This is a genomic window from Comamonas sp. 4034 (assembly GCF_050434545.1).
Classification (GTDB): Bacteria; Pseudomonadota; Gammaproteobacteria; order Burkholderiales; family Burkholderiaceae_C; genus Comamonas; species Comamonas odontotermitis.
The window spans coordinates 44,700-64,316 of the sequence record NZ_JBNDIT010000002.1 but is presented as its reverse complement, the minus strand read 5'-3'; the positions used below and the strand labels follow the sequence as shown (position 1 = coordinate 64,316).

Below are 19,617 nucleotides of genomic sequence, written 5' to 3'. Positions count from 1 at the left end.
GGTGAAGCGCGCGGGCCTTGCTACAAAAAACGGAGTGATTACTGCATCGACTGCAGGTTGCCGATGCGCACCAGCATTTCGGTGAACATCTGCATGTCGGCCTGCAGGTCAGGCAGCTCCTTGTACTCCAGCGCGTTGTGCGCGGTGTACTTCTTGCCGGGCATGGCGGGGCCAAAGTTGATGGCGTTGGGCATCAGCTTGGCGGTGGTGCTGCCAGCGGTCGGCACCGGCTTGGCATCCAGCCCCGTGGTGTCGCCAAAGATGTTCAGCAAGGTTGTCAGCCACGCGCCCTTGGGGTCGCGCGCCATCCAGTTGCCTTGGGTGTAGTCGATCTTCACCGGCACCTTGGCAGCGGCACTCCAGTTGGCAATGCCCTTTTCCACTTCGGCCTTGAGCTGCTCGGGCGTCTTGCCGCGCGGCATGCGGGCGTTGGCCGTCACCTCCAACTGGCCGCCTGCCGCCTTGATGAAGTTGGGCGAAATAGTGAGCGGGCCCATGAAGTCATCGGCATACGCCAGCCCCAGGCCCTTGCCAAAATAATCCAGTCCGTACACGCCGTTGATGTAGCGCACCGCATCGCTGTACTGGTTGCGCGCCACCAGTGGCTGCGCGCCGTCGGCCATCAGGCTTTGCTGCAGGAACATCGCCAGGCGCGGCACCGGGTTCACGCCCTCTTCGGGGCGCGAGCCGTGTGCCGAGCTGCCGGTGACCTTGATGTCGATCTTGTTGGCGGCAGGCGCAATATCGATGCTGAACTTGCCGTACGGCTGGTTCTGCGCCACATAGGCATCCTTGGCCGCCTGCAGTTTCTGCGCAACGGCTGCCAGTGCAGCGGCGTTAACCGCCTCGATGCTGGCCGTTGCAGTCTGCGCAATCGCGTTAGACGAAGCCGCGCCCACCATGGCGGTGATTGCGGGCTGCTGGCCATCGGTCTTCACATCGGCAAAAAAGGCCTTGATCGCGCCCGTGCCCTTTTCGGCCACCACGGCCGGGTATTTGCTGTCGAGCACGATGTTGTACTCGGGCAATTGGGTCTTGGCACGGTAGTACTTCATGGCGTCGCCACCGGTTTCCTCGGTGGTTTCGATCATGAGGCGAATGCCGCGCTGCAGCGGCAGCTTGGCGTCCTTCACCGCCTTCATGGCGTACATCACAGTGGCAATCGATCCCTTGTCGTCAATCGTGCCACGCCCGTACAGCTTGTCGCCAATGCGGGTGACCTTGAAAGGATCGAGCTGCTTGCCGTCGATCACCCATTCCGCAGGCACCACGGGCACCACATCGGCGTGGGTGAGGATGCCGAACTCCTGTCCCCCGGCCTGTGCAGCCGTCGCGGGCAGGGTCACTTCAAAAATGCGGTTGTCCACGTTGCGGTACTGCAGGCCAAAGTCCTTGGCCATCTTTTCCACCAGCGCGCCAAAGTCGATGATGGCCTGGCTGTCGTGTGGTGCAACCTTGGCGTCGCGCACGGTCGGCAGCGCCACCATTTGCGTGATGCTGCCCAGTACCTGGGTTTCTTGCGTCAGCCGCGTGTACAGCCCCAAGAGGCGCGCCACATTGGTCAGGTCGTCACCCTGCAACGCCTCGCCATCCACGTAGCGTTGCACAGCACCTGCCACGCTCGCATCCTGCTTGGCTGCGTTCTGCAAGAACTGTGGGAAGGTCGCTGGCGTCTTGATCGCCTCGGCGGCAATCGCATCCAGTACGGGCTTTTTCAGGGTGTCGGCCTGGGCTGCGGCACAGGCCAGCGCAATGCTGATGGCAAGCGCGGTGTGGCGAAATACGGTCTTCATAGGATCGGTCTCTTATGGGGAAAGCGAAAGAATAGCGGCTTTGCACTGCCCATGAAGGGAAAATGCCCGGTTTTATCCGCCGCGAGGTTGCTCCATCACCGCAGCGCGCGCGGCACCTCAGGCAGCCACGCTGCGCCAGGGCGTGGCCTCAAACGCCTGCGCCAACCATTGCTTGAGCGCCCCCATGGCCGCCGTGCTGTATTGCGCCGATGGGCGCACAAGGTAGATGCCGCCCGGGTCTCCTAGCGTCCACTGCGGCAGGATGCGAACGAGTGCGCCTGTTTGCACGGAAGGCATCAGATGCCAATCGCTGCCCGAGATGATGCCCACACCCTTGAGCGCCGCATGCAATAGTGCCTCGTTGTCGTTGCTCGTCATTGAGCCACTGATGCGCACCGATTCTGCCAGCCTCGCCCTGCCCTTTGCGGCAGGCTGCACCAGCGTCCATTCCGGAAAGGAGCGCAGCCCGGTGTAGCCCAGGCAGTTGTGGCGTGCCAGGTCTGCCGGTGTCTTGGGCGCTTCGTGGCGCGCCAGGTAGCTGGCAGAAGCGCACAGAATGCGGTGCTGGTCGCACAGCCGTGTGGCCACCAGCCCACTGTCGGGCAGATGGCCGATGCGGATGGCGGCATCAAAGCGCTCGCCCACCACATCGACGATCCGCTCGCTGTACTCCACCTCCAGCGCAACCTGCGGGTGGGTCAGGGCAAAATCTGCCAGCATCGGGCTGATCCAGCGCCGTCCCATCGTGGCGGGCATCGACAGGCGCAGGCGGCCTCGTATGTCGCGTGCGCCCTGCGCCGCCTCTTGCTCGGCTTCGCGGATCAGGCCCGTGGCCTGCCGCACCTTGTCGACCAGCAGCCGGCCTTCGCTGGTGAAGTGCAGCTGCCGCGTGGTGCGCTCCACCAGCCGCACGCCCAGCCTGCGCTCCAGGGCCTGCATGCGTTTGGAGAGCACCGAGGGGTGGCGCCCCAGCGCACGCCCTGCCGCAGCAAACGAGCCCTTGTCTGCCAGCGCAAGCAGTGTGGCCAGCTCATCGGCGTGCTGGCTGTCGAGCATCTCCATGGTGTCCTTCCACAATCAGGGTTTGAGAATGATCGCGCCTTGCAAGCGCCCTTGCTCCAGGTCTGCGTGCGCCTGTGCCACCTCTGCCAGCGCATAGCTTTTCCAGATGCGGGGCGTGAGTATGCCACTCGACACGGCGCTCAAAACATCGCGCGCGCGGCTCTGGTATTCCTCTGCCGTGGCCGTATGGGCTGCCAATGAGGGGCGGGTGAGAAACAGCGAGCCCTTGGCGTTGAGCGTTCCCACCTCGATTGCGGGCGGCAGGCCCGATGTCGCGCCCAGCGACACCATCAGCCCGCGGGGGCGCAGGCAGTCGAGCGATGTGAGAAAGGTTGCCTTGCCAATGGAGTCGTACACCACATCCACCTTCTGGCCCTGCGTGGCTTGCGCCACCTGCGCGGCCAGCGTTTGGGCATCGAAAACAAACACTTCGTCGCAGCCTGCTGCCCGCGCGCGCTCCACACTGGCCGCCTTGGACACCACACCCAGCACATGCGCGCCCAGATGCTTTGCCCACGCGCACATGAGCTGCCCCAGCGCACCCGCTGCGCCATAAATCAATACCCGCGAGCCCTGGCCGACCTGCCCCGTGGCCTTGAGCAGGTACTGTGCCGTGATGCCCTTGAACAGTACCGCCGCAGCGGCATCGTCGCCAAGAGCATCAGGCAGCTTGACCAGACGCTCTGCCGGAAACACCCGCGCACTCGCATATGCGCCCAAGGGGCCGGTGGCATAACCCACGCGGTCGCCCACCTGCAAGCCCGCCACCCCCGCGCCAACGGCGCTGACCGTTGCGGCCCCTTCCAGCCCCAGCCCGGAAGGCAGTGCAATCGCAACCGCCCCCTTGCGCTGGCTGACATCCAGCGGGTTGATGCCGATGGCGGTCTGCGCAAGCAATACCTCGCCCGGCCCTGGCGATGAAAGATGCACCTCTTCCATCTGCATGACATCAGGCGCACCGGTGCTGTGAATTCGAATCGCTACGGCCATGGCTTCTATCCCTGAAAAACAATGAGAAGGTGATCGTATGCACATCGAATTCATGCATCAATATGGCCAAATGCAAATGATAAATGCATAGTATGCAGCAATAAAACATACAGAAATGACCGTCGTCATGCCTCAAAATCGAGCCGAGCGCGTGATGTTCATGGCTGATGGAGATAAAGAATGGGGAAGATTTTCAAATCTGTTGCCGATGCCGCGCTACGCAGCGTGGAGGGCGAGGTATGCCAGCAGTGCGAACGCTGCGAGGTGCCCACTTACCGCTACACCGGCGAGATCATCGATCCCCAAAAAGCTGCTGACACCCTGCTGGCGCAAGAAGAGCCCGAAGTGCATTACCTGTGCGCAGATTGCATCCATGGCGGCAACGTACGGCGAACCGACACCTGGGCTGTCGAGCACAGCGTCCAGCGCCTGGCTCAAGACCCGCAAAAGGCGTGGCGCGAATTTCACCAGCTGCCCGATGCGCCGCTTTTTCTTCAGGGAAGGTTGGACTGGCCGCTCTGCTGCGACACCTGGTGCGAATTTGTCGCCTGCCCAGCCAGCTTGCAGGAGCTGCTTGCCGTGCAGCAAACCCACCAGTACTGGGAGAACGGCCCCGGTGCCACGCCCCGAGACTTTCGCTCCAGCGGCCCGCCCGAATCACTGCGGGAAATATCCCTGTTTGCCTGCGCCTCTTGCGCCCGCCATTACTACACCGATCAGTACAGCTGAGAAGGCGCTGAATACGCGTTGCGCCCGCGCTGTGGATCGCTTTGCAAAATACCTGAACGGCGTCTGGGCATGGCACCAGTTTTTGAGCAAGCCGCTGATGAACCGTGGAGGCACCATGGTCCGCCTACGCGACCGCCATGGCAACGCGGTGGGGTTGGGGCAGTTGGATTGAGTGCAGATATGGCGGCCTATCGGGGGACACTGGTGCACGGCCGTACTTTTGTTGAGGAACAACGATGGGCCAGTCTGGGGCTGTCGTAGAGCGATCCAAAAGCGACATTGGCTGATAAATGATTTCACACCCAACACACATGGAGCTCAAATTCTGAACATCGAACGCCTTCAGTATGCGATTGATGATAAAGATAAAGCCATTGACTCGCCGCTATACAGCGTTGTCCATTTCCGGCGCAGTAATCTTCGCCAACCTGGTGACGATCTGCGTTCTTGATAGGAACTTGACAGGTGGGGTCTACCCCACAGATCAAGATTCAATCATGATCGGCATTGCCTTTTCGGTGCTGAACTCCATGTTCATCTTGCTCCCAGCACTCATCAGTGCAAGCCTGCCTCGTAACCATATTTTCTTTAGGATTGCAGCCCGCTCGCTCATTCTCGTAGCGGGCCTGTTTTCCGCAGTTTTGAGCGCCTATTGGCTGATTCCCAACCACTATGTCGCAGGAGCAGCATTTATCTTGGCACTGGCTTTGTGTCTATGGGCCCTTTGGATGCCTTCCTCGACTTGGGGTGGGGCTATATAGAGGGTCCGAACAACAGGTGATCCAAATTTCTACTTCGGTGCACTGCAAAAACCTCTTATCGGCCCGATGCGACCGCACCAAAGTGAAACCGCTGTCATTGAAGACACTCTTCTTGCTTCCCTTAACCTTTATTTCCTGGCTGTTTGACTGCGAACTTCGTGTCCTTCTTTGCAGCCAGTTCTGCCCTCGCCTTCTCTGCCGCTTTCTGCTTCGCGAATTGGCGTACTCCCTCGGCAATATCCTTCGGAATATTCACGTATTCAACCACCTCTTCGATGATCTCAGGATGCAGGAAGAACGGCGAGTTACCTGCTTCCCAGTCGGGGCACATTTTCACGAACTTGCGTCGTGACGGACCGAAGAAAAGATTGTTCCAGATCAGTGCTTCACGTGCAGGGTGATCTCTCTTTGCGATGATTTTTTCCAGAATGCCTCCTGAAATACATGTCCCCTTTTCATACACTTCTTTCGCTCGATGAATGCGATCGAGTTCATGGGCCAGAGAGTTCACGGTCTTTCCGTTCATGCCAACGGTGTCATAGTCCAGCGGCTGACAGTACCTTCTAATTTCCCAAACTGCACGGTCGAATCGGGAAATGTCGAATGGTTCAATGTCGTATGAGACCAAGTAATACCGATCCTCTGCTCCATCGTCTTCGAGGTTTTTGATGAACTTGGCAGTATCTGCGCTGAGATTAATTTCGAACTTGCCGTGCTGATTCATCCTCTCGATGCCGGGAAGCACACTATGTCCTAAGTTTTTGGCATTCAGGCGATTGAGTAAAAGAATGCCTTTAACGTACTTCTCTAGGCAATGCAGGGCTGACCACCGGAAGGGCTGAATCAGCCGCGCTCGATAAGCCATTCGTGCAGTGATGTAGTCCTTGTCTGCGGTCTCGCGAAAACTTCTAATTGCGAAGTCGTTGACCAGGATATGCATCGGATAAGACATGCTGCTCCTCAAAACTTGTATGCCTTAACTGTGTCGGTGTTCCCTGAACACACTGTAGGCTGCGGTCAATCAAGGTTTTATGCGGTCATCGAATACAAATGGCACGCATGCTACCTATTCGAAGGACGGCTCCGTACATAGCATCAATGGATGCGTTCAGCATACGAGAACACCGCATAAAGCCCTCACCGTCGACCGGTTGAATCCACAGCCAATCACCGCCTCTCCTCACCCCCCAGCCGCCGGCGCCACCCGCAGCGGAATCGTCACCGGCCCGTCGTTCATCAGATACACCTTCATGTCCGCCGCAAAGCGGCCTGTGGCGACCACCGGGTGGGCAGCGCGGGCCTGGGCTACCACGTAGTTGTACAGGCGCTCTCCTTCGGCGGGTGGCGCTGCGTTGGTGAAGCTCGGGCGGTTGCCGCCACTGGTGTCGGCGGCCAGGGTGAACTGGCTCACGATGAGCAGGCCGCCTGCCACATCCTGCACGCTTTTGTTCATCTTGCCGGCCTCGTCCTGAAAGATGCGCAGTTTGAGCATCTTGGCCAGCAGTTTGTCGGCCTCGGCTTCGGTATCGCCTTTTTCGGCGCATACCAGGGCCAGCAGGCCCTGGCCTATCTGGCCGATCACTTCACCATCGACTTCGACGCGCGCCTCTCGCACGCGCTGCAATACGCTGATCATTCCAACTCCTCTGGCGAATGCTTCCGATCTACGCACTACAGGTATGCGCAGCTTTCTGCTTCAATCGAATGCTATTTTATTGATAGCTTATAGCGCTTTCCCTGCAATCGCTAGGGCATGTTTTTCTCTGCAACCTCGCTCTGCGTCTGCACGCCGATGGGCAGTACTTCGACGGTGATGCGGGCATTGGGTACGTCGCGCAGCAGGGCTGCTTCGAGCTCCATGCGCAGGCGGGTGGCATGGGCCAGGCTCCAGTCGCCGGGCATGTGCAGGTGCAGGTCGACAAAATTGAGCGCACCGGCGCGGCGTGTGTTGAGCCTGTCGCTGTGCACGGCGCCGCCCCTCTCGGCTTCAAACCGGCGCACGCAGGCATCAATGGTGGCCAGGGTGTCGGCGTCGATGGCTTCGTCCATCAGGCCTTGCGAAGAGGTCCACACCAGCTTGCCGCCTTCCTTGAGGATGTGCAGCGCCACGGCAATACCCAGCACCGCGTCCAGCCAGTGCCAGCCGGTCCACATGGCCAGCAGCAGGCCCAGCACCACGCCAACGGATGTCCAGACGTCGGTCAGCAGGTGGCGGCCATCGCCCTCCAGCGCGGCAGAGCGGTGCTGCCGCGCGGCGCGCAGCATGACCATGGCCAGGCCGCCGTTGAGCGCGGTGCTGATGAGCGAGAGCACCAGGCCCCAGCCCAGCTGTTCGAGCGGTTGCGGGTGCAGCAGCCGGTCGACAGATGCCCACAGGATTGCCATGGCCGCGCCGAAGATCAGCAGGCCTTCAAAGCCAGCCGAGAAGTATTCGGCCTTGGTGTGGCCGTAGGGGTGGTCGTCATCTGCCGGGCGCTTGGCGATGGTGACCATGCCCAGCGCGAACAGCGCACCCACCAGGTTGACGAGCGATTCCAGCGCATCGGACAGCAGACCGACGGAGCCGCTGACGGCCCAGGCCACGGTTTTGAACGCGATGGTGGCAATGGCCACGACGACCGAGATGCGCAGCAGGTTCTCGGGCGTGGTCCAGCGGGATGGTGTGGCGTCGGTCATTAAAAATGATAGCTATTCGCGCTTGTGGGGTAAGCGCCAGCAGCTAATTTACAACAAACGCGCCTTCACGCTCTTGCCTTTGACGCGGCCACTGTTGAGTTTGTTCACGGCCTGCTGGGCAATGCCGCGCGCGACGGCTACGTAGGTGGAGAAGTCGTTGACGTTGATCTTGCCGATCTGCTCCTTGGTGTAGCCAAAGTCGCGCGTCATCGCGCCCAGCACGTCGCCCGCGCGGATTTTCTCCTTGCGGCCGCCGATGATCTGGATGGTGCGCATCGCGGGCACCATGGGCTCGCCGGGCGCCGGCTTCAGCTCCGACAGCGGATGCCACTCCGATTCGCGGCCCTGCAGCAGCTCGATCTTGCCGACCGAGCCCATCTCGTCCATGCTGGCGAGCGACAGCGCCAGCCCTTCGGCATCGCCCCGGCCGGTGCGGCCGATGCGGTGGATATGCACTTCGGGGTCAGGGGTGGTGTCGACGTTGATCACCGCTTCGAGGTTGGCGATGTCGAGGCCGCGCGCGGCCACGTCGGTGGCCACCAGCACGCTGCAGCTGCGGTTGGCAAACTGCACCAGCACTTCGTCGCGCTCGCGCTGCTCCAGTTCGCCAAACAGGGCCAATGCGCTCACGCCCTGCGCCTGCAGCACGTCCACAAGATCGCGGCACTGCTGCTTGGTGTTGCAGAAGGCAATGGACGATTCGGGCCGGAAATGCGCCAGCAGCTGCGAGACCGCATGCAGGCGCTCGCCTTCGCTCACCTCGTACCAGCGCTGCGCGATCTTGTGCGCGCTGTGCTGCGATGCGACCTTGACCGTCTGCGGGTCGCGCATGAAGCGCTGGGCCAGCTGGGCGATGCCCTCGGGGTAGGTGGCCGAGAACAGCAGGGTCTGGCGCTCTGCCGGGCACTGGCTGGCTACGGTCACGATGTCGGCGTAGAAGCCCATGTCCAGCATGCGGTCGGCTTCATCCAGCACCAGGGTGTTCAGCGCCGCCAGGTCGATGGCGCCGCGCTCCATCAGGTCCATCACGCGGCCGGGCGTGCCGACGATGATGTGGGCGCCGTTTTCCAGGCTGGCAATCTGGTTGCGGGAAGGCACGCCGCCATAGACGGTGACGACCTTGATGTTTTCCTCGGCCCGCGCGAGGCGCCGGATTTCGGTGGCCACCTGGTCGGCCAGCTCACGCGTGGGGCACAGTACCAGGGTCTGCACGGCAAACCAGCGGGGGTTCAGGCGGGCCAGCAGCGCCAGGCCAAAGGCGGCCGTCTTGCCGCTGCCGGTGCTGGCCTGGGCGATCACGTCCTTGCCCTGCAGCGCCAGCGGCAGGCTGGCGGCCTGGATGGCGGTCATCTGCGTGTAGCCCAACTGCTGCAGGTTGGCCTGCATGGTGGCGCCCAGCGGCAGTTGGCTGAAAGAAGTGGCATCCGCTGCATGGGCGGATGTGTTGGATGGTGCATTCATGCCCCAATTATCCCGTGCGGGCGGTTTTCAGACCTGCCCACAGGCGCTTACCCCTGCATCTGCCAGCGGGTGCCCCCGACCCATGCCACCGTTTTGTCATGCGGGGCACCCGGGGTCGTTGCACAATGGTGCATGACCCATACCAAACCTGCTTTTATCGCACCGACCAGCCACCGCACGGCGGAAGCCGCGCTGGCGCAGGTGCAGGCGATCTACGCTGAACAGATCAATTTCCTGCGCTCGGCCATGCAGCGCTTCGTGGCGGGCGAGACACCCGCAGCGCCCTACCGCGCCTGCTACCCCTTTGTGCGCCTGCACACACGCACCGTGGCACGCGCCGACAGCAAGCTCGCCTACGGCTTCGTGGAAGGCCCCGGCCACTACGAAACCACGCTGACGCGGCCCGACCTGTTTGACAATTACTACGCCGAGCAGTTTCGCCTGCTGATCGCCAACCATGGCGTGGAGCTGGAAGTGGGCACCAGCAACCAGCCCATTCCCATCCATTTTTCCTTTGCCGACAACGACCACATCGAAGGGCAGTTGAGCGCCGAGCGGCGCCTGCTGATGCGCGACGTGTTCGACCTGCCTGATCTGCATGCCATGGACGACGGCATTGCCAATGGCACCTGGGAGCCGCTGGCGGGCGATCCGCAGCCGCTGTCGCTCTTTACCGCGCCGCGGGTGGATTACTCGCTGCAACGCCTGCGCCACTACACCGGCACCCTGCCCGAGTGGTTCCAGAACTTTGTGCTGTTCACCAACTACCAGTTCTACATCGACGAATTCATCCGCCTGGGCCGCGCCGAGATGGAGAACCCGGACAGCGAGTTCATTGCCTTCATCGAGCCGGGCAACGTGGTGACGCGCCGCGTGGGCCTGCCCGCCCAGAGTGCCGATGCGCTGGGCAACCCGCCGCCCCGCCTGCCGCAGATGCCCGCCTACCACCTGGTGCGCGCCGACCAGTCGGGCACCACCATGGTCAATATCGGTGTGGGCCCGGCCAATGCCAAAACCATTACCGACCATATCGCCGTGCTGCGCCCGCACGCCTGGATGATGCTGGGCCACTGCGCAGGCCTGCGCAACAGCCAGCAGCTGGGCGACTATGTGCTGGCCCACGCCTATGTGCGCGAAGACCATGTGCTCGACGAAGAGCTGCCGCTGTGGGTGCCGATTCCTGCGCTGGCCGAGATCCAGCAGGCACTGCAACAGGCCGTGGCCGATGTGACCCAGGTGCCCGAGGCCGACCTCAAGCGCTTCATGCGCACCGGCACCGTGGCCAGCACCGACAACCGCAACTGGGAGCTGCTGCCCAACAACACGCCGCAGCGCCGCTTCAGCCAGAGCCGCGCCGTTGCGCTGGACATGGAAAGCGCCACCATCGCCGCCAACGGCTTTCGCTTCCGCGTGCCTTACGGCACCTTGCTGTGCGTGAGCGACAAACCGCTGCATGGCGAGATCAAGCTGCCCGGCATGGCCAACCACTTCTACCGCGAGCGGGTGGACCAGCACCTGCGCATTGGTCTGCGTGCGGTGGGTATCCTGCGCGCGGGCGGCATAGACCGGCTGCACAGCCGCAAGCTGCGCAGCTTTGCGGAAGTGGCCTTCCAGTAAAGCCAGGCCTCACCAGGTTACTCACAAAAAGAGAGCTGCAGGTGCTGATGGATAAAGCGTCAGCAGCTCTTTTTTACTCAATTTCGCCACCCGATGTGGACAGCATATGCGTTGGCTGCACACGACTGGGCGGCAAACCCTGTGGAATTCTGCTCCCCGCCACTCCACAATGGTGCATGGGCAGCCCTGCCCACAGCCTAGGGAATCTAGGGAACCTGGGGCTCCTCTGCAAAACTCTCTGCGGTAGTCTGAGCGCGGTCTCGGGCAATCCGCATCCCTCCTGATGGCAAGGGTTCTGCAGAGACTCCCTGTACAAACACAACAATTCAGGAATCACCCGTGTCCAACCATCCATCTCCTGCTTTTCGCCTGCTGGCCGTTGCCAGCGCGGCGCTCGCGCTGACTGCCTGCAGCACCGTCCGTTTCGATGCCAGCGCCCTGACGGGCCAGCAGGTTGCCGCCGACAAGATCGGCCTGCCCACCAGTGGCGCCACGGTTACCAAGGTCGAGGCCGTTACCGCCGCCGATCCGGCCAAGGGCCCGCAACCCCCTGCAGCCTTGCGGGCCGATGTGAGCATTGCTCCCGTTGACCCGGCAGCGCCCGCCATCAAGATGGCGCTCATCCTGCCGCAGGAATGGAATGGCAAGGTCGTGATGCTGGGCGGCGGCGGCTACAACGGCACGCTGCCCAATCTCTTCAGCTACCCGGCAGCGCCTGCAAGCCAAGGGCCGTATCCGCTGCTCTCGCAAGGCTACGCGGTGTTCGCCAGTGATTCAGGCCACCAGGCGGGCCCCGCAGGCAGCCGCGACGGCAGCTTTGGCATGAATGACGAGGCGGTGGCCAATTTCTCGGGCGCCGCGCTCAAGAAGGTGAGCGATGTGGGTGACGCCCTCATCACCCGCTTTTACGGCAAAAAGCCCAGCAAGCGCTATTTCATCGGCGGCTCCACCGGCGGCCGCGAGGCGCTGGCCGTGGCCCAGAAATGGCCCAGGGAATGGGATGGCATCGTCGCCTGGTACCCGGCCTGGAACGCTGCCAGCCTGGATCTGCAGTTTGGCCGTATCAGCCGCGCCTTTGCCCAGCCCGGCGCCTACCCGAGCCTGGCCCAGCGCAAGCTGCTGCGCCAGGCCGCCATCGCGCAGTGCGATGCGCTCGATGGCGTGGCTGATGGTTTGATCAGCAACGTGCCTGCCTGCAACGCACAGTTCGACCCGGCCAAGGCCCAGTTCGAAGGCAAGCCGCTGCGCTGTGCCAGCGGAGGCAACGAAGGCGACCAGTGCCTGAGCGATGCCATGATCGCCGCCTTGAAGGTCTATGACAGCGAAATCCGCTTTGGTGCCAAGCTGGGCAGCGGAGAGACGCAGTACCCCGGCTTCAACATCTGGGGCACCGAACTGGGCGAGGAAGGCACGAGCCCGCTGCAGCCCACAGTGAACCTGCTGGCCATGAACACCACACCCCCCGCAAGCCCCGCGCCGCTCACCGCGCCGTACTGGGCGGTGTTCTGGGACCAGTGGGTGCGCCATTTCGTCACGCGCGACCCAGCCTTCAACAGCCTCACCCTCGACCCGCAGAACCCCGGCCCCTGGGCAGAGCGCATCAACCAGCTCACCCAGTTGCAGGACATCAACAACACCGACCTGACGGCATTCAACAAGCATGGCGGCAAGGTGCTGATGGCGCATGGCGCGGCGGATGCCCTGGTCAGCACCCGCGCAACCGAGCAGTATTTCGACGGGGTCATCAACAAGATGGGCCGCCAGGTGGTGCGCCAGTTTGTGCGCTACTACGAGGTGCCGGGCTATGGCCACGCCGTCAGCACCACCTTCAACGCCAACTGGGACTCGCTGGCCGCGCTGGACCACTGGAGCACGACGGGCAAGCCACCGGAAAACCCTGTGGTGACCGATGCGAGCGGCGTGCCTGGCCGCACCCGCCCCCTGTGCGAATACCCGTTCTGGCCGCGCTACAAGGGCACGGGTGATGTGAACAAGGCCGAGAGCTTTATGTGCTGGATGGAGTGATTGCGCTTCATCCGTTGTCATTGAGAGAACTGCATGCGCCCTGCGGCAAGGGCCATGCAGTTTTTTTTTCGCCACGCTACGGGAAGAGACGTATTACGGAAATTGTGACAATGTGCTGCAATTGATTCAATATATCTATTTATTGATAGTTTATGACAATTGACTTATATATTTCAATTAAATAATGGACGCCATCAGCAATTGATACGCACCGGTACCAACGCCCAGCCTTGCGTTCACATGCACGTTCAATTGCACCCTTGCTCATCTTTGTTATTGACCAGGTAAACCATGTCCCCATCTTTCTTCCAGCGTGATGGCATGCGCCCAGCGCTGTCGGCAGCAGCGTTACTCGCACTGTGTCTGGCCAGCGGCGGTGTCCATGCCCAGACCATCACCTATACCCCTGCAGCTCCACAAGCCGCCCCTGATGTAGTGCCTGCTGGCGTTGGCGCCATCAAGGTCATCGTCCGAGGCGGTGCGGGCGGAGCGGGTGCCTACGACGGCATCGTAGGAGGCAAGGGTGCAGCAGGCACGCAGGTGGACGCCATCATCCGTGTGCAGCCGGGTCAAACCATCACGGCAGTGGCCGCTGGTGGTGGGCAAGGTGGCGCTACCTATGGGCGTATCCGCAGCCTGAGTGGTGGCACCGGAGGCAACGGCGCGGGTGCTGGTGGCAACGGCGCCGCCATGGGCCCCAGTTTTGTCAGCGGCGGCGGCGCAGGTGGCGGTGGCGCATCCTTTCTGAACGTGGGTGGCGCCTGGGTGCGTGCCGGCGGCGGCGGCGGTGGTGGTGGCGACTCCTTCCAAGCCGCCCCTGTGGCTGATGCATCGGCAGTCGCGCTGTTCACGCCCGAAGTGGCTGCATGCGCAACGCCCGCACCAGGCAATGCAGGTATCCAAGGCCCGGGTGACGGCGGCGGTGGTGGCGGCGGAGGCGGTGGCTACCAGGGCGCCGCAGGTACGGGCGGTACTTTTGGCATCGACACGTCACAAAGCGCTGGCTCCGGCGGCATGGGCGGCTCCTGCACCTATAGCGCTGCACTCAATACGATCAGCAGCCCAGTGGCAACGGTTCCGGGCTCGCCTACAACGCCGCCTCCCAATACCGACCCCGCCCCCAATGGCGTGGATGGCCTGGTGTCGTTTGAATACATCTACCAGCCCACCATCACCATCGCATGCGATAAATCGGCCCTGACGGACAGCGCCAACCAACAATCGGTCTGCACCGTCACGGCCAGCACCCCGGCTCCGACCGGCGGTCTGTCCGTTCCATTCACCATTTCGGCAGCAGATCCACAATACAGCACCCAAAGCTGCAACAGCCCGGTCGTGATCCCCGAAGGCCAGACCCAGGCGCCCGCATGCACCATCATTGCGAACGACAACCAGGTGGCGGGCGAAGCGCCGGTGACGGTCACCCTGCAAGTCACCGACAGCAACGATTACCTCACCGGCAATCCTGCGCAGGCGAGCGTCGTCATCACCAATGACGACAGCGGCACAGTCACGCCTCCGGCAACGCCGCAGCCTGTTCCATCGCTGGGCGGCTGGGCCACCTTGCTGCTGACCGGCGTGCTGGGTGTGCTGGTATGGATGCGCCGCAAGGCATTCATGAGTCTCTGAGCCAGAGCGCTATCCAATCAATAGCTGCCTGCGCGCCACCAATGGGCGCCAGGCAGCTTTTTCATATGCACCGCCGCAGCCTGGGCGGTTGCACTTCTTGCGCTTGCTTGCCGGTCGTGCTGGCGGCAAAGGCGCCCGCTCCCGCTCACTCCGCCACGCGGGGGCGAACCAGCGCAGCCGCCTTCTTGGCATTGTCACGTGCGGCATCCGTATCTGCAGCACGCGCCAGCGCCACGCCCATGCGGCGGCGCTCAAAGCTCTCGGGTTTGCCGAACAGGCGCACTTCGGTACCCGGAATCTGCAGCGCAGCGTCCACACCATCGAACACAATGCCCTGCGCCTCGACGCCGCCATAGATCACGGCGCTGGCACCGGCGGTTTTCAGGCTGGTGTCCACCGGCAGGCCCAGAATGGCGCGGGCATGCAGCTCGAACTCGTTCTGCCACTGGGTGATCATCGTCACCATGCCGGTATCGTGCGGGCGGGGGCTGACTTCGCTGAACCAGACCTGGTCGCCCTTGACGAACAGCTCCACGCCAAACAGGCCCAGGCCGGCAGGCTCGCCATTCAAGCCACGGCCCAGATCGGTGGTGATTTCGCGGGCAATGTCCTGCGCCAGCGTGAGCGCAGCAGGCGCCATGCGGGCGGGCTGCCAGCTCTCCACATAGTCGCCCTTGACCTGCACGTGGCCGATGGGTTCGCAGAAATGGGTTTCGATCTGGCCGGCAGCATTTTTCGCGCGCACGGTCAGCAGGGTGATTTCGTAATCAAAGTCGATGAAGCCTTCCACGATGATGCGGCCGCCCTGCACGCGGCCACCTTCCATGGCGTAGTTCCAGGCTTTTTCCACATCGGCGGGGCCGTCGATCTTGCTCTGTCCCTTGCCGGAGCTGCTCATCACCGGCTTGACGACGCAGGGGTAGCCGATACCGCTGTCGATGGCGGCCTGCAGCTCGGCCAGCGAATCACAGAACTTGTAGGGGCTGGTGGGCAGACCCAGGGTTTCGGCAGCCAGGCGGCGAATGCCTTCGCGGTCCATGGTGAGGCGCGTGGCGCGGGCGGTGGGCACCACGCGCACGGTGCCAGCAGCCTCCAGCGCCTGCAGCGCGGGGGTGGCGATGGCCTCGATCTCGGGCACCACCATGTGCGGCTTTTCGGCCTCGATCAGCGCGGTCAGCTGGGCCGGGTCGCTCATGGCGATGGTGCGCGCATGGTGGGCCACCTGCTGGCCGGGGGCGTTGTCGTAGCGGTCCACGGCAATGGTTTCCACACCCAGGCGCTGCAGCGCGATCAGCACTTCCTTGCCCAGCTCGCCGCTGCCCAGCAGCATGACTTTGGTTGCGTTTTTGGAAAGCGGGGTGCCGAAGGTGGTCATATCTAGCCTTGTCGATGAAGGGCTGCGGTGCAGCGATGCGGGCGATTTTAGGTGCCCGGGCTTACCCCAGCGGCCCTGTCACCCAGTTTATGCGGCGGTGCAGCAGGGGCCGCTATGATGCTGGCGATGGCGGCGCTGCCGCTTTGGCCCAACAGCAAATCCAAAGGAAGACAGATGACGATCCAGACCGTAGGCGTGATTGGTGCAGGCACCATGGGCAATGGCATTGCGCAGACCTGCGCGGTGGCGGGCCTGCAGGTGGTGATGGTGGACATCTCCGACGCCGCCGTGCAAAAGGGCCTGGCCACGGTGGGCGCCAGCCTGGACCGCCTGATCAAGAAGGAAAAGATCACCGAAGCCGACAAGGCCGCCGCACTCGCCCGCATCAAGGGCTCGACCAGCTACGACGACCTCAAGGCCGCGCAACTGGTGATCGAGGCCGCAACCGAGAACTACGAGCTCAAGCTCAAGATTCTCAAGCAGGTGGACGACCTGCTGGCCCCCGAGGTGCTGCTGGCATCGAACACCTCGTCCATCTCCATCACCCAGCTGGGCGCAGCCACCAAGCGCGCGGACAAGTTCATCGGCATGCACTTCTTCAACCCCGTGCCGATGATGGCGCTGGTGGAAGTGATCCGTGGCCTGCAGACCAGCGACGCCACGCATGACGCCGTCAAGGCCATGGCCGAGAAGCTGGGCAAGTCGCCGATCACGGTGAAGAACTCCCCCGGCTTTGTCGTCAACCGCATTCTGGTGCCGATGATCAATGAGGCCTTCTACGTGCTGGCCGAAGGCATTGCCTCCGCGCAGGACATCGACGACGGCATGAAGCTCGGCTGCAGCCACCCCATCGGCCCGCTGGCGCTGGCGGACATGATTGGCCTCGACGTGTGCCTGGCCGTGATGGAGGTGTACCTGAAAGACTTTGGCGACAGCAAATACCGCCCCTGCCCGCTGCTCAAGGAAATGGTGGCCGCAGGCCACCTGGGCCGCAAGACCGGCAAGGGCGTGTACCAGTACTGACCAGGGCCTGCCCTGGCGCACGCGCGGGGCACCCGATCCACAGCCATGACCGCAAACGGCAAGCCATCCACCCTGCGCAAGGGGGTTCGGCTTGCCGTTGTGCTATTGGTGCTGGCGGGGCTGCTCGTGGGTTTTCGCCTCTGGAGGACCTCGCTGGAAAATGCCCCGGTGGATGCGAGCTACCGCGACTTCCTGGAATACGTTACCGCGCAGTCGCCTGCTGCACGGCTGTACCTGGGCCGCTACTATCAGCGGTATGCGCGCGATACCGTCGCCGCGCGCCACTTCTACCAGGTGTGCAGCAGCGTCACCCACCTGGCAGACCGGGACGGCGTGGATCTGCGAGGCAGCGCCTGGCACACCATGACCGGTGCCTGCCGCAGGCCCATGACGGACGATGACATCCACATCCTGCCCTGACGCCAACGGGCAGTGAAGTCAGGCAGTGAAACCAGGCAATGAAGACAACCGGAGACAAGCCATGCCCAACAAGAACCTCTTCAAGCACGCGCTGGCAGCTGGCCAGACCCAGATCGGCCTGTGGTCGGCGTTTCCATCGCCGTATGTGACCGAGTTGCTCGGCGGCAGCGGCTATGACTGGGTCATGCTCGACACCGAGCACGCTCCCAACGATGTGCCGCAGGTGATGGCGCAGCTGCAGGCGCTGGACGCCGCGCGCCAGCCGCGCCCCACCAGCGCCGTGGTGCGCCCGGCGTGGAACGATCCGGTGCTCATCAAACGCTACCTCGACATTGGCGCGCAGACCTTGCTGCTGCCCTTTGTGCAGAACGCGCAGGAGGCGCAGGCCGCCGTGGACGCCATGCGCTACGGCCCCGTGGGCATACGCGGCATGGGCGGATCGACCCGCGCCAGCAACTTTGGCCGCGATGACACCTATATCGCCGACGCGCACCGCGAGCTGTGCCTGCTGGTGCAGGTGGAAACCCGGCAGGCGCTGGGCCAGATCGAAGCCATTGCCGCCGTGGATGGCGTGGATGGCATCTTCATCGGCCCGGCCGACCTCTCGGCGAGCATGGGCTACCCGGGGCAGATGCGCCACCCCGAGGTGGACGCTGCCATCAACCAGGCCATTGGCCGCATCCGCGCGGCTGGCAAGGCGCCCGGCATTCTGATGGTGGACGAGGCCCGCGCCCGCGAATGCATTGCGCTGGGCGCCCAGTTTGTAGCCGTCGGCATGGACCTGATCCTGCTGCGCACCGCCGCCGATGCCGTGGCAGCCCGCTTCAAGGACCAGAGCGGCATGGTGGTGCAGACTGCGTACTGATACCGGCACTGCCCAACGCATTGCAAAGGCATTGCAGAAGGTGGTGCAGACGGCGGGCCGGGCCGCCCGTCGGCCAATGGGTCACAGCGCTCCTCCAGCCACTGAAAAGCCCGCTGCCAGCGAGCGACGCATCGCCCCTTTCCGGTTCATGGTTTTGTTTAATTGAATTGTACACAATTTAATTGTTGGCAATAATAAGACCCATGTCCAACGCCACCTCCACCACATCCAACGCGCTGCTGCTCGATCACCAGCTGTGCTTTGCGCTGTATTCCAGCTCGCTGGCAATGACCAAGCTCTACAAGCCCTTGCTGGAACCGTTGGGTTTGACCTACCCGCAATACCTCGCCCTGCTGGTACTGTGGGAGCACGATGGCTGCATGGTTTCGCAGTTGGGCGAGCGTTTGTTTCTCGACTCGGGCACCCTCACCCCGCTGCTCAAGCGCATGGAAGCTGCCGGTTGGCTGCAGCGCCAGCGCGATGCGCAGGATGAACGGCGCGTGCGCGTCACCCTCACGGACGCGGGCCGCGCCCTCAAGACCCAGGCCGCCGCCGTGCCCGCCTGTGTGCTGGCGCGCAGCCAGTGCACCGTGCAGGAGCTGCAGGCCCTGACCCAACAGATCCAACAGCTGCGCGATCGTTTGACCGCGCAGCCGTCCACCGCTTCGTTGTGAAGCACTTTCGCCCATCCTCAACCAGGAGTTCACCATGGCCAATCTCGACAAAGTTCTGTACACCGCACGCGCCCACAGCACCGGCGGGCGCGAAGGCGTCTCGCGCAGCGACGACGGCAAGCTCGACATCACCCTGACCGCCCCTGGCGGCAAGGGCGTCAACCCCGAGCAGCTGTTCGCCAGCGGCTACTCGGCCTGCTTTCTGGGCGCGATGAAGGCCGTCGCCGGTCGCCAGAAGATCACCCTGCCAGCCGACACCTCGATTGACGCCGAAGTCGATCTGGGCCCCGTGGGCGACGTGTTCGGCATTGCCGTGCGCATGACCATCCACCTGCCCGGCATGGACAAGGCCGCCGCCGAGAAGCTGGTGCACGATGCCGACCTGGTCTGCCCCTACTCCAACGCCACGCGCGGCAACATCAACAAAACCTTGACCGTGGGCTGATGGCCCGCCAGCGCTAAACTCTCAAATCAATAGCAGCCTGCGCTTGCCTTTGGGCGGCGCAGGCCTTTTTGT

18 protein-coding genes are annotated in these 19,617 nt (G+C 62.9%); 10 read left to right on the top strand and 8 right to left on the bottom strand.

Features of this window, described 5'->3' with window-relative positions:
• Positions 1-38 precede the first annotated feature (38 nt).
• The 3 genes from ABIE32_RS02845 to ABIE32_RS02835 all read right to left on the bottom strand — a co-directional run bounded on the left by ABIE32_RS02845 (position 39) and on the right by ABIE32_RS02835 (position 3,845).
• A complete protein-coding gene (locus ABIE32_RS02845; protein WP_429013749.1) occupies positions 39-1,793 on the bottom strand; it encodes a dipeptidase in 1,755 nt (584 codons plus the stop codon).
• 117 nt (positions 1,794-1,910) lie between these two features.
• Complete coding sequence (locus ABIE32_RS02840) at positions 1,911-2,855, bottom strand: LysR family transcriptional regulator (protein ID WP_429013746.1); 945 nt, start codon at positions 2,853-2,855, stop codon at positions 1,911-1,913.
• A 15-nt stretch (positions 2,856-2,870) separates the two neighbouring features.
• Complete coding sequence (locus ABIE32_RS02835; protein WP_429013743.1) at positions 2,871-3,845, bottom strand: quinone oxidoreductase family protein; 975 nt, start codon at positions 3,843-3,845, stop codon at positions 2,871-2,873.
• Between the two features lie 180 nt (positions 3,846-4,025).
• On the opposite strand from ABIE32_RS02835, the gene ABIE32_RS02830 reads away from it, so the two are divergent.
• Positions 4,026-4,574, top strand: coding sequence for a hypothetical protein (locus tag ABIE32_RS02830; RefSeq protein ID WP_429014282.1), 549 nt, complete (start codon positions 4,026-4,028; stop codon positions 4,572-4,574).
• Between the two features lie 347 nt (positions 4,575-4,921).
• Positions 4,922-5,335 carry a hypothetical protein gene (locus tag ABIE32_RS02825; RefSeq protein ID WP_429013741.1) on the top strand — a complete coding sequence of 138 codons (414 nt, stop codon included), beginning with the start codon at positions 4,922-4,924 and terminating at the stop codon, positions 5,333-5,335.
• Positions 5,336-5,456: 121 nt separating this feature from the next.
• Here ABIE32_RS02825 and ABIE32_RS02820 read toward each other — a convergent pair whose 3' ends face one another.
• The 4 genes from ABIE32_RS02820 to dbpA all read right to left on the bottom strand — a co-directional run bounded on the left by ABIE32_RS02820 (position 5,457) and on the right by dbpA (position 9,472).
• Positions 5,457-6,287, bottom strand: a complete 831-nt coding sequence (locus ABIE32_RS02820) for a hypothetical protein (protein ID WP_429013739.1) — start codon at positions 6,285-6,287, stop codon at positions 5,457-5,459.
• 228 nt (positions 6,288-6,515) lie between these two features.
• Complete coding sequence (gene dtd, locus ABIE32_RS02815; RefSeq protein ID WP_377779590.1) at positions 6,516-6,971, bottom strand: D-aminoacyl-tRNA deacylase; 456 nt, start codon at positions 6,969-6,971, stop codon at positions 6,516-6,518.
• Between the two features lie 110 nt (positions 6,972-7,081).
• Positions 7,082-8,011 (bottom strand): cation diffusion facilitator family transporter, encoded by a 930-nt coding sequence (locus ABIE32_RS02810; protein ID WP_377779589.1) that lies wholly within the window; start codon positions 8,009-8,011, stop codon positions 7,082-7,084.
• 48 nt (positions 8,012-8,059) lie between these two features.
• Positions 8,060-9,472 (bottom strand): ATP-dependent RNA helicase DbpA, encoded by a 1,413-nt coding sequence (gene dbpA, locus ABIE32_RS02805; protein ID WP_224153103.1) that lies wholly within the window; start codon positions 9,470-9,472, stop codon positions 8,060-8,062.
• A gap of 132 nt (positions 9,473-9,604) precedes the next feature.
• On the opposite strand from dbpA, the gene ABIE32_RS02800 reads away from it, so the two are divergent.
• The 3 genes from ABIE32_RS02800 (at position 9,605) to ABIE32_RS02790 (ending at position 14,743) form a co-directional block, all read left to right on the top strand.
• A complete protein-coding gene (locus ABIE32_RS02800; protein ID WP_429013734.1) occupies positions 9,605-11,089 on the top strand; it encodes an AMP nucleosidase in 1,485 nt (494 codons plus the stop codon).
• Between the two features lie 339 nt (positions 11,090-11,428).
• A complete protein-coding gene (locus tag ABIE32_RS02795; protein WP_429013732.1) occupies positions 11,429-13,114 on the top strand; it encodes a tannase/feruloyl esterase family alpha/beta hydrolase in 1,686 nt (561 codons plus the stop codon).
• A 291-nt stretch (positions 13,115-13,405) separates the two neighbouring features.
• Positions 13,406-14,743 carry a hypothetical protein gene (locus tag ABIE32_RS02790; protein WP_429013729.1) on the top strand — a complete coding sequence of 446 codons (1,338 nt, stop codon included), beginning with the start codon at positions 13,406-13,408 and terminating at the stop codon, positions 14,741-14,743.
• Between the two features lie 145 nt (positions 14,744-14,888).
• Here the strand turns inward: ABIE32_RS02790 and purT are convergent, their stop codons facing one another.
• Positions 14,889-16,118 carry a formate-dependent phosphoribosylglycinamide formyltransferase gene (purT, locus tag ABIE32_RS02785; RefSeq protein ID WP_429013727.1) on the bottom strand — a complete coding sequence of 410 codons (1,230 nt, stop codon included), beginning with the start codon at positions 16,116-16,118 and terminating at the stop codon, positions 14,889-14,891.
• A gap of 126 nt (positions 16,119-16,244) precedes the next feature.
• Between purT and ABIE32_RS02780 the strand changes: the two genes are divergently transcribed.
• The 5 genes from ABIE32_RS02780 (at position 16,245) to ABIE32_RS02760 (ending at position 19,545) form a co-directional block, all read left to right on the top strand.
• Positions 16,245-17,141: a 3-hydroxybutyryl-CoA dehydrogenase gene (locus tag ABIE32_RS02780; protein ID WP_429014240.1), complete on the top strand. Its 897-nt coding sequence runs from the start codon at positions 16,245-16,247 to the stop codon at positions 17,139-17,141.
• Between the two features lie 45 nt (positions 17,142-17,186).
• Complete coding sequence (locus tag ABIE32_RS02775) at positions 17,187-17,561, top strand: hypothetical protein (RefSeq protein WP_429013725.1); 375 nt, start codon at positions 17,187-17,189, stop codon at positions 17,559-17,561.
• A 61-nt stretch (positions 17,562-17,622) separates the two neighbouring features.
• Positions 17,623-18,426, top strand: coding sequence for an HpcH/HpaI aldolase family protein (locus tag ABIE32_RS02770; RefSeq protein WP_429013723.1), 804 nt, complete (start codon positions 17,623-17,625; stop codon positions 18,424-18,426).
• A gap of 203 nt (positions 18,427-18,629) precedes the next feature.
• On the top strand, positions 18,630-19,100 hold the full coding sequence (locus tag ABIE32_RS02765) for a MarR family winged helix-turn-helix transcriptional regulator (RefSeq protein WP_429013721.1): 471 nt from the start codon (positions 18,630-18,632) through the stop codon (positions 19,098-19,100).
• A gap of 34 nt (positions 19,101-19,134) precedes the next feature.
• Entirely contained in the window at positions 19,135-19,545 is a 411-nt protein-coding gene (locus ABIE32_RS02760) for an organic hydroperoxide resistance protein (RefSeq protein WP_184708797.1), read from the top strand.
• The last annotated feature ends 72 nt before the right edge of the window (positions 19,546-19,617 follow it).